This is a genomic window from Mucilaginibacter corticis, assembly GCF_007558865.1.
Lineage (GTDB): Bacteria > Bacteroidota > Bacteroidia > Sphingobacteriales > Sphingobacteriaceae > Mucilaginibacter > Mucilaginibacter corticis.
Window position 1 is genome coordinate 485720 of record NZ_VLPK01000002.1, and the last position, 14640, is coordinate 500359.

A 14640-nucleotide genomic window follows, 5' to 3' on the forward strand; every position below is an offset into this window, starting at 1 on the left:
TTAATGATCGCCCCCTTTATAGATCCACATTGATTCTGTAGTGCTGGCTTTTTCAAAACCGCATTTTTTGTAAAAGTCAATCGCTTTGCCGTCGGCCACTAAAATTTGCTGATGGAAGCCGGCGTATTTTTCCTGTAGTTTATTCAGAATCAATTTTCCAATCCCTTTGCCCTGGTAATCCGGATGGACGATCAAATGCGGATAATAAACAACCAGGTAGCCATCAGAAAGCGCGTTACCCAATCCGGTTAATATTTCGCCATCCCAGGCGGTTATAAACGAATGGGAGTTGAGTAAGCCTTTATACAGCAGATCAGGCTTTTCGGCGGACGACCAGCCATTGGCTTTATAGAGCGCGATGATATCCGCCTGCTTTACTTCAGTCGTTTCTTTAATTTGAATATTCATGTAATTATGATGTGGTTTTGAACAGACACTAAGTTATAAATTAAAGCATCGTTATTGTCCTTCAAAGGTGCTGTTATTAGTTCACATACACCTTCGGCATCATAATTGGTAAGTTCTTAATACATCAACTATTAAAACATAAATTATGAACAGTATCAATCAACAACAGCCCGAGGATAATTTTAAAGATCTGAACGGCCCCGAAGCGATAGAAAAATTAAAAGATCTGGCAGAAGATGCCAAAACCTGTTTCTTTATCAGCAATATTAAAACCGGTTTGCCTGTGTCTGCTCGACCTATGACTGTACAGCAGGTTGACGATGAAGGCAATTTATGGTTCCTGATGGCTAATGACAGCGAAACCTACCACGAGCTGCAAGGCGAACCACTAGCTCAACTGTTTTTCCAGGGATCAAAATATTCTGACTACCTGAATGTTTACGGCCTGATCACGCTAAGCGACGACAAAGAAAAAATAAAAGAATTTTGGAATCCCGTATTAAAAACCTGGTTTACTGATGGGATAGATGACGCCCGTATAGCCGTAGTAAAATTAGAACCCACCGAAGCTTATTACTGGGACAATAAACATGGCAACGCCATAGCCTTTATTAAACAATTAGCCGGGGCTGCAATAGGGAAGACATTAGATGATTCGGTAGAGGGAAAAATAAGAGTATAGACACTAATTAGCCGAATTTTTACGAATTACATGGATTATCTTGACAGGCGAATTCGTGTAATTTGTAAAAATTCGATAAAATTCGTGCCGTTATATAATTCCTGCCTTTTCCAGTTCTGCTTGCATTTCTTTTTGCAACTTGAGCGCTTCTGCCCGCGCTGCATCGGCAAAGTCTTCGCCATTACTTGCGTAAATGATGCCCCTTGATGAATTAACCAGCAGTCCGCAGTCTTTGGTAATGCCGTATTTGCAAACATCTTCAAGGCTGCCGCCCTGTGCGCCAACTCCGGGTACCAGTAAGAAGTTAGCCGGAGCATATTTGCGGATATCGGTAAACTCGGTACTTTTAGTGGCGCCTACTACATACATTATACGATCGGCACCGGCCCAGGTATTGGCCTTTTTTATAACGGCTTCGTACAGGTAACCATCGCCAGTATTTAAGTATTGAAAATCCTTGCTTCCTACGGATGATGTAAGCGCCAAAATGATAACCCATTTGCCATCATACTTTAAATAAGGTGTAACACTGTCATTGCCCATATATGGTGTAACGGTTATAGCGTCAAAGCTCATGCCTGATGTAGCTTCATCAAAAAAGGCGCGTGCATATTTATCAGAGGTGTTGCCGATATCGCCGCGTTTTGCATCGATGATGTTTAAGCAGTCGGTGGGTAAATATTTCCACGTAGCTATCAGGCTTTGTAAACCCTTTACGCCATAGCTTTCATAAAAAGCCGAATTGGGTTTATAAGCCACACAAAGATCTTTGGTAGCATCAATTATCCGCTTATTAAACTCGAAGATAGGATCGGGGTACTGTTTTAAAAAATCAGGAATTTTTTCCATGTCGGGGTCTAACCCTACGCATAAAAATGATTTTTTTAGTTTGATCTGTTCTATAAGCTGTTGGCGGTTGATCATTGGTAGAAATGGTATGATTTTTGAGTATTCAAAAAAACGAAAAATTAGTTTAAGAGTACGGTCAATAAAGATATTTTTTTAAAAAATTTGATAATTTAAATTTATTGACTACAATTGCACTGTTTCCTTTGAGTTTTTCTTGCACTAAAGAATAATTTTAAAATTCCACGTTATATATCAAAGTTTACCTGGTTTTAACAGTGCAAAAACAAGCTGCAAAATAAATTTCTTTTTCAAATAAGCTGAGCATATATATAGTACTCACTAATAACTATTGTAATAAATCCCCCATTTGAACCATAATTCATCTCATGTCTGATACAACCGAATTGAACGATAAACTCGTTTCTGAGTTGCGCGAAATTGCCAAAAGTTTAGGTATTGCCGACGCTGACGCCCTTAGAAAACCCGAGTTAATATCAAATATCACCCAAATGCAGCAGCTTATTGAAGCTGCCAGAGCACAACAACAAATTGTTGAAAATAACTACTCTCCAGTAGATGCCCCAAAGACCGAAGAGACCGGCGAAAAGAAAGTACGTGCCCGTATCCGTACGGTAAAAAATACAAATAAACCCCGTGTTGAGGTTCCTTTAGATGATACCAACCTGTTTGACCTGCAGGACGATGAGCCACAGGCTGACGAAAGTGAAGAAAATACACCTGTTGCCGTAACAGAAGACGCCGGTACAGAACAGCAAGGCAATGCGCCTGTTGCAGAAGAAGGAGTTGCCGAAGGCCGCCCGCAAAAATTTGAGCGCCGTGTGCAACAGCAAAAAACACAAGAGCCTGTTGTAAATTTAGATTTTGACAACGTTATTGTAAACGAAGGCGTATTAGAGATCATGCCTGACGGGTATGGTTTCCTGCGCTCATCTGACTATAACTATTTAACCTCTCCTGATGATATCTACGTATCACAGTCGCAAATAAAATTATTTGGTTTAAAAACCGGCGATACCGTGCGCGGCAGCATCCGTCCGCCTAAAGAAGGCGAAAAATATTTCCCGTTGGTACGTGTAGAGGCTATTAATGGCCGCATCCCTGCCGAGGTGCGTGACCGTGTTCCTTTTGATCACTTAACACCACTTTTCCCGTCAGAAAAATTAAGTTTATTTACAGATCCGGGCAATTACTCAACCCGTATCATGGATCTTTTCTCGCCGATAGGTAAGGGGCAGCGTGGTTTAATTGTGGCACAGCCTAAAACAGGTAAAACCATGTTATTGAAGGACGTAGCCAACGCCATCGCTAAAAATCACCCGGAAGTATATTTAATTATATTGCTGATCGACGAGCGCCCTGAAGAGGTTACCGATATGGCCCGCAGCGTACGCGCAGAGGTTGTATCATCAACTTTTGACGAGCCTGCAGACCGCCACGTAAAAATTGCCAACATCGTTTTAGAGAAAGCTAAACGGATGGTTGAGTGCGGCCATGATGTTGTGATCCTGTTAGATTCTATTACCCGTTTAGCACGTGCATACAATACCGTGGCACCTGCATCCGGTAAAATATTATCAGGTGGTGTTGATGCCAACGCTTTACACAAACCAAAACGCTTTTTTGGTGCCGCCCGTAACATTGAAGACGGCGGTTCATTAACCATTATAGCTACAGCTTTAACAGAAACCGGTTCGAAAATGGACGAGGTTATCTTTGAAGAGTTTAAAGGTACGGGTAACATGGAGTTACAACTGGATCGTAAACTGTCAAACAAACGCGTATTCCCGGCTATTGATATTACCGCTTCAAGTACCCGTAGGGACGATCTGTTGTTAGATCGCGAAACCTTGCAACGTATCTGGATACTGCGTAACCACCTTGCTGATATGAACTCTATCGAGGCAATGGAATTTCTGCAAAGCCAGGTAAGAGGTACAAAAACTAACGAAGAATTCTTAATATCCATGAATTCTTAATAATTTTGGTTTATTATTTGCAGTTTATAATTAACTGCAAATAATAAATACTTAATATAAGTTTGATACCTTCAGGCCAAAATGAAGAAGCGGGTTAAAAAACACCTTCCTAATGCCATTACTTGTGCAAACCTGTTTAGCGGGTGCGTGGGTATAGTATTTGCTTTCCAGGGTAATTTAATAATTGCGGCTTACGCGCTTTTCCTGGCAGCCATATTTGATTTTTTTGACGGATTTGCATCACGTGTATTGCAATCTTTTTCAGGAATAGGGAAGGACTTAGATTCGCTGGCCGATATGGTGAGCTTCGGCGTGTTGCCATCCGTAATATTATACCAATTGTTTTTACAAGCACCGCAGATCCCTAATGTTAGCCCGTATTTAAATTTTTGCGCATTTTTGATCCCTGTATTTTCAGCGTTAAGGCTGGCTAAGTTTAATACAGACACCCGTCAGTCAGAAATATTTATAGGTTTACCTACGCCGGCTAATGCTATCCTCATCGCATCGTTTCCATTAATTATTCAACAATACAGTAACCTGGCCAGGTATATACTAAACCCCTATGGGTTAACCGTATTTGTGGTGGTAATGTGCGCGTTACTGGTGGCTGAATTGCCGCTAATGTCGTTAAAATTTAAAAACAAAGATTTTAATCAAAATATTTATCGCTATTTACTGCTGTTGTTCTCGGCAATATTGATACTATTTTTTAAATTTGTGGCTGTACCGGTGGTCATATTCATTTATATCGCCTTGTCCATTGTCCAATTTAAAATAGCTAATGATCATATTATAGGCAGCCAAAAAAAGAATATTTAGCTGTATTATAATAACTCTTAAAAACACAAACTACTCCATGAAGACATTTCAAGCAGAAATAGATGTAATGCCAAAAAAAGAAATTCTTGATCCGCAGGGAAAAGCCGTAACCGGCAGTATGAAAAATTTAGGCCTTGCCGAAATTCAAAACATACGTATTGGCAAACACATCTCTTTGCAAATTGAAGCTGAAAGCGAGCAAATAGCAAGCGAAAAAGTTGAGCAGGCCTGTAAAAGCTTATTGGCTAACTTAATTATGGAGAGTTACACTTTTAAAATAGAGCAGCTTTAAAGATTAGCTGCCGCTTCTTCCTTTATTTTTGATAAAGCAGCGCTGCTTGCGGTAATTAAAGCATTAGCCTGTTCAAGTTTTGCTGTAAGTTCTTCAACATCAGGCGATCCTGTTTTGCAGCTTGATTCGATCTGGGCGAGTAATGCCTGGCTGTTTAACATGCCAAAAAAACCTAAGGTAGCTTTTAACTTATGCGCTGCACCGCCTGCCGCCGGCCAGTCTGAATTTTCAAGACCATTGGCTATACCCTGCAATGTATCGGGTGCCTGATCTAAAAACATACCTATCGATTCAACAATAAATTCGTCGCTGCCGTCAGCAATTTCATTCAGTAGCGTAAGGTCCAGGTCCAGGTTTGTTAAATCAATCTGCATGCTAATTAATTGTGGTGTTTCATTCAAATTTATAACTTTTTTACAACTAAGTCGTCTTTCAATTCTTTTTTAAGTTGCCGGTTGGTTTTGTTTAGTCCCGGATGGACGTAGTCCGGCGCTATTTCGTCCAGCGGTTCCAGGGTAAAACGACGATTATGTAATTCAGGGTGAGGGATATGTAAGCCCTGCTTTTCAATAATATCCGAGTTATAATATAATATATCAATATCGATAATACGCGCCCCCCACTTCTCGTCCCGCGTTCTCCCCATAACGTTTTCAATATTTAATATTTTTTCGAGTACAGCTTCTGCAGATAGTTCTGTTTGTAACTCTATAACCATATTCAGGTAGTCAGGCTCGTCAGTTTTTCCCCATGATGCTGTTTCATAAACCGATGATATTTTGATGGTTGGCGCTATATCATACGCAATATGCATAATGGCTTGCTGCAAAGATTGCTTTCTGTCGCCAAGGTTGCTGCCTAATAATAAAAAAACGTTATTCATTGTTGTAACAAATATTATGGATACTGCTCTTAATATTATGCCATATGGTTTTATTAAGTTTGCATAGATATAAATATTTATAATAGTAAATGAAGCAATTTTTCAAATTTGTCCTGGCAACCTTTGTCGGTATAATTTTATCTGCCATAATTATAATTTTAGTAATTATGGGGATGATAGCTGCAGCAAGTGGCGACAAAAGTGTGCAGGTTGATGCAAACTCAATTCTACATATCAGCATAAAATACCCAATTGCCGAGCGTACGGCTAATAATCCTTTAGCTAATTTAAGTTTTTTAGGCCTTGACGGCGATAAATCTATCGGCCTTAAGGATATCCTTGCCAATATTAAAAAGGCAAAAACTGACGATAATATCAAAGGCATCTTTCTTGACGAAAGCTATATGCTGTCTGGCCAGGCTACTACCGAAGAAATCCGCAACGCGCTGATCGACTTTAAAAAATCAGGCAAATTTATTGTTGCCTATGCTGAAGTATATACTAAGGGCTTTTATTATTTGGCATCAGTTGCCGATAAAGTATATATCAATCCCAGGGGTATCTTTGAGTTTGACGGGTTCAGTTCGCAAATCACCTTTTTAAAGGGCGCGATGGATAAATTAGGTATCGAGGCCCAAGTGATTAAAGTAGGTACATTTAAAAGCGCCGTAGAGCCTTTGGTGCTTACCAAAATGAGCGATGCTAACCGTTTGCAGGTAACTTCTTACCTGGGTTCATTATATGACCATTTTTTAACCGGTATAGGTAAAAGCAGGGGCGTAAATAAAGACTCCTTATTTAATTACGCCAACGAAATGCGGATCCAGCAGCCTGAAGACGCCTTAAAATATAAACTGGTTGACGGGTTAAAATATAAAGACGAGTTGATAGATGAGCTTAAACATAGGTTGAATGTGAAAGCTAAAGATGATATTAACAGCGTAGAAATTAGCGACTATGCAAAAAGCGATGATGACAACGATAAAGAAGTTTCATCAAACAGGATAGCGGTAGTCTATGCTTCGGGCGATATTGCAAGCGGCGACGGCGATGATAACAGCATTGGTTCTGAAACTATTTCAAAGGCATTACGCAAAGTAAGGTTGGATAAAAAAGTAAAGGCGGTGGTATTGCGTGTAAATTCGCCGGGAGGCAGCTCATTAGCCAGCGACGTAATTTGGCGCGAGGTAATGCTTACACACAAAGTAAAACCAATCATTGTATCTATGGGCGATTATGCCGCGTCGGGTGGTTATTACATCTCCTGCGCTGCCGATTCGATCTTTGCACAACCTAATACTATTACCGGGTCTATTGGTATTTTTGCAGTTTTGCCTAACATGCAAAAGCTGTTTAATGATAAGCTGGGTGTGACGTTTGATGGTGTGAAAACAGGCCAGTATGCAGACCTGGGTAATACCAGCAGGCCGCTTACACTAGCTGAAAGGGCGATCCTGCAAAACGAGATCAATCGCGGTTATGACGATTTTACAAAAGCCGTTGCCAATGGCCGCCATAAAACGCAAGCCTATATCAATAGCATAGGGCAAGGACGTGTGTGGACCGGCGCGCAAGCCATCCAGAATGGCTTGGTTGACCGCTTAGGAAATATTGATGACGCCATAGCGTCGGCAGCAAAAAAAGCTAAAATAAAAGACTACAAACTGATTGCTTACCCAGAGCAAAAAAGCGTTTTAAATAAGTTGAGTGAAAGCGTAAGTGTGCAAATGAAAACCAAAATACTCAAATCTGAACTGGGCGAAAACTACGGCGTTTACGAGCAAATTAAAAATGTTACCGCTATGATGCGTACCCCGCTGGCAAGAATGGAGTACGATGTGGTTGTGAAATAGATAATGGTTCATAGTAATGTATCTATGAACTAAAGCAAACCTTTTCTTATTTTTACTGCTTAATCTAATTATGGAAAATAAACCCATAGCCCGTAAACTTCGTTTGCTGTCACAACTCATGGAACTGCATGAGGTTAATCCTTTTAAAATAAAATCGATAGCTAACGCGGCATTTAATGTTGATAAGCTGCCTTACCCGGTGGCTGCCAAATCATTCGAAGAATTAGAAAAGATCAGCGGTATAGGCAAAAGCGTGGCCGCTAAGATCATTGAACTGGTACAAACCGGTACCATGGTTGAGTTGGAAGAGATACTTACAGCAACGCCTGCAGGTGTCGTTGAGATGATGGGCATAAAAGGTATCGGTGCTAAAAAGGTAGCAATCATTTGGCATGAAATGGGTATTGAAACAGTTGGTGAGCTCTTTTATGCCTGTAATGAGAACCGGCTGATAGAGGCCAAAGGCTTTGGTCTAAAAACCCAGGACGATATCCGCAAGGCCATTGAGTTTAAGATGGCCAGCAGCGGTAAATTTTTGTATGCCCAGGTTGAGCCTGAGGCCGATAAGGTAATGAACAGGTTGAAGGATATTTTCACCAATACCCTGATGGAGTTTGCCGGCGAATACCGCCGCTTGTGCGAAATTATAAATGAACTGGTAGTTGTTGTAGGCAGCCGCGATTGTGAGATAGCATTTCAAAGCATATTACAGTCTGATATCATAAATAACACAAGCGCTAAGGACGGCCACATCACCGGCGAAACTGATAACGGCCTGAAGGTTACCATTTGGGTGGTCGAAAAGCGGTACTATTTTAAAACGCTGTTTATTCAAACCGGGAACGACGAACACGTTAAAGCCGTTTTAGAGCGTGGGGGATATGATGCCGATCAGCCGGAAAGCGAAGAGCTGATCTACCAAAAAGCCGGCCTGGCTTTTATAAAACCCGAATTGCGTGAAGGTACAACCTTTATTGAGCGGGCCGCAACGGATAACCTGCCACAATTAATATCCTACAACGATTTAAAAGGTACCCTGCATAATCACAGTACTTGGAGCGATGGTGTCAATACTGTTGAAGAAATGGCTATCTATTGCCGCGACGAACTGAAACTGGAATACCTGGGCATGTGCGACCACAGTAAAAGCGCGTTTTATGCTAAAGGATTAAGCATTGAACGGGTTTTACAACAGCAGGAAGAAATAGATCATCTTAACAAAAAGCTGGATGGCTTCCATATATTTAAAGGTATCGAGTCGGATATTTTGAATGACGGCTCGCTGGATTATCCTGACGAGATCCTGAAGAAATTTGATTTTGTTGTGGCATCTGTGCACACCAATTTAAAAATGAGCGAAGACAAAGCCACCGAGCGCTTGATCAAGGCGATCGAAAATCCATACACCACCATATTAGGCCACCCGACAGGGCGACTGTTGTTAAGTCGCAATGGTTATACTTTTGACTATAAAAAGGTAATTGATGCCTGCGCAGCAAATAATGTGGTTATTGAGATAAATGCCAATCCGCTGCGCTTGGATCTTGACTGGCGCTGGCATCAATATGCTTTAGAAAAAGGTGTTTGGCTTTCTATCAATCCTGACGCGCACCGTAACGAAGGGTTTTTAGATATGCATTACGGTGTAATAGTTGCCAGAAAAGGTGGCTTGTACAAAGAAAGATGTTTGAATGCGTTATCATTGCAGGAAATAACAAAGGTTTTTAAAACCAAGAACGGTAAGTAAATGATTATTGAGCAACTGAAGGATCATCAGGATATAATACAAAAGGTAATTGACACACTTGTGCCCGATATTGAGAAGGCATGCCGGTTAATCACTTCAACTATAAAAAATGGCAATAAAGTTTTAATTGCCGGCAATGGCGGTTCTGCAGCAGATGCGCAGCATATTGCCGCCGAATTGAGCGGCCGATTTGTAAAACACCGTAAAGCATTGCCGGGGATAGCGTTAACCACCGATACATCGGCGCTTACTGCTATTGCTAATGATTACGGGTACGATTATGTATTTGCCCGCCAGGTGGAAGCATTGGCGCAACCCGGTGACCTGTTCATTGGAATCTCAACCAGCGGTAATAGTGAGGTGGTTTTACGGGCATTTACTACGGCAAAAGAAGTGGGCTGTAATACGCTGGGCTTGTCGGGTCGTGACGGTGGTAAAATGAACGGGCTTTGCGATCTGAATATCGTTGTGCCGTCAAACATCACTGCGCGGATCCAGGAAATGCATATCCTGATAGGCCATATACTTTGCCAGTCTGTTGACGATCTGTTTTAATTCAAAGAAAAAATGCGGGTAGATTTAGAACGAGCGCTATTAGATAAGATATCCGACCTGGATACGCTAAAAAGTAAAGTTGCGTTTTGGCAGAGCGAAGGTGATAAAGTGGTTTTTACCAATGGGGTGTTTGATCTGCTGCATATCGGCCACATTACCTACATGGCAAAAGCTGCCGATCTGGGCGATAAATTAGTTGTCGGTTTAAATGCGGATAGCTCGGTTAAGCGCCTTAAAGGCGAGAACCGCCCGGTTAATGATCAGGCTAACCGCGCCGCATTATTGGCTGCCTTATTTTTCGTTGACGGTATTGTTATTTTTGAAGAAGACACCCCGCTTAACCTGATCACAACGTTATTGCCGGATATACTGGTAAAAGGCGCGGATTACACCATTGATAATATTGTTGGCGCCAAAGAAGTAATAGCAAACGGGGGAGATGTAAAAACGATTGACCTGGTAGAAGGCTATTCTTCAACATCTATCATTGAACGAATAAAAAATTCGGGCACTTAAACTAAGCGCATGAAGGTATTGGTTATCCGTTTTAGCTCTATGGGCGATATTATTTACACAACCCCGGTTGTGCGATGCCTTAAAAAACAGCTGCCGGATGCCGAAGTTCACTTCATCACAAAACCAGCCTTCAAATATATTTACGACAATAATCCTTATGTAGACAAGCTGCTTTTACTTAAGCCGGAGCTGTCAGATACGATAAAGGACATTAAGGCCGAGCAGTATGATTACATTATCGACCTGCACAATAATCTGCGTACTACGCTGATCAAACTGCGCACGGGTATTAAATCGTCCACTTATAAAAAGCAAACCATTCGTAAATGGCTTAGCCTTAAATTAAAATTAAAATTGGTGCCTCCTGTTCATTTGGTTGACAGGTACATGAAAACGGTACAGTTTTTAGGCGTAAAGAATGATGATCAGCCAATAGATTATTATATCAAAGCCGAGCATCAACTTGATAAACTCTTACCCGTTTCGCATCAGCAAAGCTTCGTAGCTTTTGTTATCGGCGCTACGCATTTTACCAAGCGCATGCCTAACGAAAAGATCATCAGCCTTTGCAAAGAAATCAACGCGCCTATTGTATTACTGGGCGGCAATGATGTAAAAGAGAATGGGGATATTATAGCTAGTGCGTTGGGCAATAAAGTTTATAACGCGTGCGGAGTTACATCGCTCGACGAATCTATTTACCTGGTATCAAAAGCAGAAAAGATTATAGGGTTTGATACGGGCCTTACACACATCGCCGAAGCCTTTAAGCGCCCTATTGTATCTATATGGGGCGGTACTGTACCCGAGTTGTTGGGGGTACAGCCTTATAAAGTAAAAGAGGTGTTGGTGGCGGGTATAGAATTATCCTGCAGGCCATGTTCAAAATTTGGGTTGGCAACCTGTCCGCTGGGACATTTTAATTGTATGCGTCAAATTCCTGAAGTACCTATTACCCAATTCGTAAACAATAATTAGCATGGTAAAAAAAGCGATAGTTGTTTTGGCAGTTGTTTGTATCTCCACATTGAGTGTACATGCTCAGAAGATCATATTTGGTGCAAAAATAGCCGGGGGATTTGCTTACCAGCAGTATACCAATGCAGATGTTATTTCTACAGGCTCAATCAAAACATTTAATATTAAAGGCATTGCTCAAATACCTTTAAAAAATGATTTTTGGCTGGAGGCCGGCCTAGGGATCTCCAATAAAGGATCTATTATTTACAACGACGCGTTAACTACAACTACGCATTTAACTTATCTTGAGGTGCCGGTAAGTATCCTGCGCAAATTTACATTTACCAGTCTCGGCATTTTTTATTTAGGGGCAGGCGGTTATGTGGCCGATGGTTTAGGCGGCGAATTTGATTATCAAACTCCCGGCAGCACAGCATCAGATAAAGTGAACTTCGGCAAAAACAATGATATCTTAAGATTTGATACAGGTCTTAATTTTTCTACAGGGTTCGAATTTCGTAACAGGGTGACGTTTAACATGGCGTATACGCTTGGATTAAATAATATTGCATCATCGACGCAACAAGATGCGGGTACGTCTGTTGTAAAAAATAAGGAGTTCTCTATCGGGTTAGGATATCTCTTCAAGTAAGATCAAAATACAATGAAAAAGCTACTTTTGGTAAGACATGCAAAAGCCACACATGAAACAGGATTTGTAGATTTTGAACGTCCATTAAAACCTTCAGGGTTGCAGGATGCCGCTATCATGGCTGGTCGTTTAAAAGAGCATTCGTGGGTACCACAGGTTTTGGTTACCAGCCCGGCTTTACGTACTTTAAGTACAGCCAATGTGCTTTCGCAGCACTTGTCTATCCCTAAAGCCGAGGAAATTGCCGGTATTTATGAAGCCGACGAACGCCAGTTGCTTGCCATAATTAACCAGTTAAGCAACGATCATGATTTTATAGGATTGGTGGGCCATAACCCGGGCATTGAGCAAATACTTTACTACCTAACATCTACCTCGCCTGATATTCCGCCCGGCGCGGTAGCCTTGGTTGAATTTGATACCAATACCTGGGAAGCCATAAGCCCTAAAACAGGGAAACTGATCTATTACGATACACCGAAAAATTAATTTATTTGCTCTTTAGCAGCAATTCGGCAATTGCTATATCCTCCGGGAAAGTGATCTTTATATTTTGATAATTGCCTTCAACCAAATTGATCTTTACGCCCATTTCTTCAACTACGCTGGCATCATCGGTAAATTTAGTATGATAAGGCTGTTGGTATGCTTTTTTAAGCTGCGTTGATTGAAAAGTTTGTGGTGTTTGCACCAGGTAGATCTTGTCACGGGTTAAAGCCACGGATGTATCACCTTTTAGCTGCCTTATCGAATCGCGGCTTTTAACAGCCACTACGGCATTGCCGTTTTTTGTGGCATGTTTGTAAGCAAGGTCAATTATCCTGCAATCAGTAAGCGGGCGTACAGCATCCTGCACCGCTATTAAAGCATCTTCGTTATCAGGGATCAGTTCGAGCCCGTTTTTAACCGAATGAAAACGTGTTTCGCCGCCTGTTACTAACTGATGGGAGATAGTAAAGTGATGTTCTGTACACAATTCTGCCCAGTAATCATGATATGCAGCAGGAAGAACTAAAATAAGTTGTGGCCCGGCATCGCAATTATAAAAAGACTGTAACGTATGCATCAAAACCGGTAATCCGTTCAGCAATAAAAATTGCTTGGGTACCGCAGACAGCATCCTTGTACCCGAACCTCCGGCGACAATGATGGCGTAGTTTCTTTGATTTCGAATTTCGGATTTCGAATTTCGGATTTCGATCATGGCTCGAATTTACAAAATGATATTAAAAAAGCCGTTTAGTAATTAGCTAAACGGCTTTTTATTAAATCCGAAATTGAAAATTCGAAATCCGAAATTAGATGATCAGCATGGCATCGCCATAGCTGTAAAAGCGATATTTTTCTTTTATAGCAACTTCGTAAGCATTCATGATATGCTCGTAACCGCCAAATGCCGATACCATCATCAACAAGGTAGACTCAGGTGTGTGGAAATTGGTGATCATCGAATTAGCTATACTAAAATCGTACGGGGGGAAGATGAACTTGCTGGTCCAGTCGTTAACCGACTTTAATGTTTTACTGGCAGATACCGCCGATTCGATAGCGCGCATACTGGTTGTACCAACAGCACAGATCCGTTTTTTACGCTCAATGCCCCTGTTTACAATATCAGCTTGTTTTTGCTCGATAATAATTTGTTCAGAGTCCATTTTATGTTTGGTCAGGTCTTCAACCTCAACCGGGCGGAAAGTACCTAAACCAACGTGTAGTGTAACCTCTGCAAATTCAACACCTTTTAATTCAAGGCGTTTCATCAACTCACGGCTAAAGTGTAAGCCTGCGGTAGGGGCCGCAACAGCGCCTTCGTGCTTGGCAAATATGGTTTGGTAGCGCTCTTTATCTTCGGCAGTAGCTTTACGTTTGATGTATTTAGGCAGTGGTGTCTCGCCTAATATCTCAACGTTACGACGGAATTCTTCTTCGGTACCGTCAAACAAAAAGCGAATAGTGCGGCCACGTGATGTGGTGTTATCAACAACCTCGGCAATTAACAGATCGTCATCGCCAAAATATAATTTATTGCCTACGCGTATTTTACGGGCCGGGTCAACCAAAACATCCCATAAACGAAGCTCTTTATTTAATTCTCTTAATAAGAATACTTCTATAGTTGCCCCGGTTTTTTCTTTATTACCGTACATACGGGCCGGGAATACCTTGGTATTGTTAAGGATCATAACATCCTTATCGTCAAAGTAATCTAATACGTCTTTAAAAACTTTATGTTCAATCTTTCCGGAATCTTTGTGTAATACCATTAAACGTGATTCGTCGCGGGTTGCAGCGGGTGAGTGTGCGATTAAAGATTCAGGTAAATTGAATTTAAATTGAGATAATTTCATGCTTATATATATGAATTTTCAGGGCGCAAATGTACAAATATATTTGGTGATTTCACGGATTATATTATATAGGTTA

The 14640-nt window shown here is 41.2% G+C and carries 17 protein-coding genes; 11 read left to right on the forward strand and 6 right to left on the reverse strand.

Features of this window, described 5'->3' with window-relative positions; all coding sequences use genetic code 11:
* On the reverse strand, positions 1 to 408 hold the full coding sequence (locus tag FO440_RS12785) for a GNAT family N-acetyltransferase (RefSeq protein ID WP_144248658.1): 408 nt from the start codon (positions 406 to 408) through the stop codon (positions 1 to 3).
* Between the two features lie 145 nt (positions 409 to 553).
* On the opposite strand from FO440_RS12785, the gene FO440_RS12790 reads away from it, so the two are divergent.
* Positions 554 to 1090 (forward strand): pyridoxamine 5'-phosphate oxidase family protein, encoded by a 537-nt coding sequence (locus FO440_RS12790; RefSeq protein WP_144248659.1) that lies wholly within the window; start codon positions 554 to 556, stop codon positions 1088 to 1090.
* A gap of 90 nt (positions 1091 to 1180) precedes the next feature.
* On the opposite strand, the gene pyrF is transcribed toward FO440_RS12790, so the two are convergent.
* On the reverse strand, positions 1181 to 2011 hold the full coding sequence (pyrF, locus tag FO440_RS12795) for an orotidine-5'-phosphate decarboxylase (RefSeq protein WP_144249144.1): 831 nt from the start codon (positions 2009 to 2011) through the stop codon (positions 1181 to 1183).
* Between the two features lie 314 nt (positions 2012 to 2325).
* Between pyrF and rho the strand changes: the two genes are divergently transcribed.
* The 3 genes from rho to purS all read left to right on the forward strand — a co-directional run bounded on the left by rho (position 2326) and on the right by purS (position 5050).
* Positions 2326 to 3936, forward strand: a complete 1611-nt coding sequence (rho, locus tag FO440_RS12800; protein WP_144248660.1) for a transcription termination factor Rho — start codon at positions 2326 to 2328, stop codon at positions 3934 to 3936.
* A gap of 81 nt (positions 3937 to 4017) precedes the next feature.
* The gene (gene pssA, locus FO440_RS12805; protein WP_144248661.1) at positions 4018 to 4758 is read left to right on the forward strand and encodes a CDP-diacylglycerol--serine O-phosphatidyltransferase; all 741 of its coding nucleotides are present in this window, start codon (positions 4018 to 4020) and stop codon (positions 4756 to 4758) included.
* A 37-nt stretch (positions 4759 to 4795) separates the two neighbouring features.
* A complete protein-coding gene (gene purS, locus FO440_RS12810) occupies positions 4796 to 5050 on the forward strand; it encodes a phosphoribosylformylglycinamidine synthase subunit PurS (RefSeq protein WP_144248662.1) in 255 nt (84 codons plus the stop codon).
* On the opposite strand, the gene FO440_RS12815 is transcribed toward purS, so the two are convergent.
* Complete coding sequence (locus FO440_RS12815; protein WP_144248663.1) at positions 5047 to 5424, reverse strand: Hpt domain-containing protein; 378 nt, start codon at positions 5422 to 5424, stop codon at positions 5047 to 5049. The genes purS and FO440_RS12815 overlap by 4 nt on opposite strands.
* A gap of 29 nt (positions 5425 to 5453) precedes the next feature.
* On the reverse strand, positions 5454 to 5933 hold the full coding sequence (gene folK, locus FO440_RS12820; protein ID WP_144248664.1) for a 2-amino-4-hydroxy-6-hydroxymethyldihydropteridine diphosphokinase: 480 nt from the start codon (positions 5931 to 5933) through the stop codon (positions 5454 to 5456).
* Positions 5934 to 6022: 89 nt separating this feature from the next.
* Between folK and sppA the strand changes: the two genes are divergently transcribed.
* From sppA to FO440_RS12855, 7 genes are all read left to right on the forward strand, one after another.
* Entirely contained in the window at positions 6023 to 7786 is a 1764-nt protein-coding gene (gene sppA, locus FO440_RS12825) for a signal peptide peptidase SppA (protein ID WP_144248665.1), read from the forward strand.
* 70 nt (positions 7787 to 7856) lie between these two features.
* Entirely contained in the window at positions 7857 to 9533 is a 1677-nt protein-coding gene (locus FO440_RS12830; RefSeq protein WP_144248666.1) for a DNA polymerase/3'-5' exonuclease PolX, read from the forward strand.
* Entirely contained in the window at positions 9534 to 10088 is a 555-nt protein-coding gene (gene gmhA, locus FO440_RS12835) for a D-sedoheptulose 7-phosphate isomerase (protein WP_144248667.1), read from the forward strand.
* A gap of 12 nt (positions 10089 to 10100) precedes the next feature.
* On the forward strand, positions 10101 to 10604 hold the full coding sequence (gene rfaE2, locus FO440_RS12840) for a D-glycero-beta-D-manno-heptose 1-phosphate adenylyltransferase (RefSeq protein WP_144248668.1): 504 nt from the start codon (positions 10101 to 10103) through the stop codon (positions 10602 to 10604).
* A 9-nt stretch (positions 10605 to 10613) separates the two neighbouring features.
* Positions 10614 to 11582, forward strand: a complete 969-nt coding sequence (locus FO440_RS12845; protein WP_144248669.1) for a glycosyltransferase family 9 protein — start codon at positions 10614 to 10616, stop codon at positions 11580 to 11582.
* A 1-nt stretch (position 11583) separates the two neighbouring features.
* On the forward strand, positions 11584 to 12216 hold the full coding sequence (locus FO440_RS12850; RefSeq protein WP_144248670.1) for a porin family protein: 633 nt from the start codon (positions 11584 to 11586) through the stop codon (positions 12214 to 12216).
* 12 nt (positions 12217 to 12228) lie between these two features.
* A complete protein-coding gene (locus tag FO440_RS12855; RefSeq protein WP_144248671.1) occupies positions 12229 to 12705 on the forward strand; it encodes a SixA phosphatase family protein in 477 nt (158 codons plus the stop codon).
* A gap of 1 nt (position 12706) precedes the next feature.
* Here FO440_RS12855 and FO440_RS12860 read toward each other — a convergent pair whose 3' ends face one another.
* Positions 12707 to 13420, reverse strand: coding sequence for a 2-C-methyl-D-erythritol 4-phosphate cytidylyltransferase (locus tag FO440_RS12860; protein ID WP_144248672.1), 714 nt, complete (start codon positions 13418 to 13420; stop codon positions 12707 to 12709).
* Between the two features lie 94 nt (positions 13421 to 13514).
* Positions 13515 to 14564 carry a tRNA preQ1(34) S-adenosylmethionine ribosyltransferase-isomerase QueA gene (gene queA, locus FO440_RS12865; protein ID WP_144248673.1) on the reverse strand — a complete coding sequence of 350 codons (1050 nt, stop codon included), beginning with the start codon at positions 14562 to 14564 and terminating at the stop codon, positions 13515 to 13517.
* Positions 14565 to 14640 lie beyond the last annotated feature (76 nt).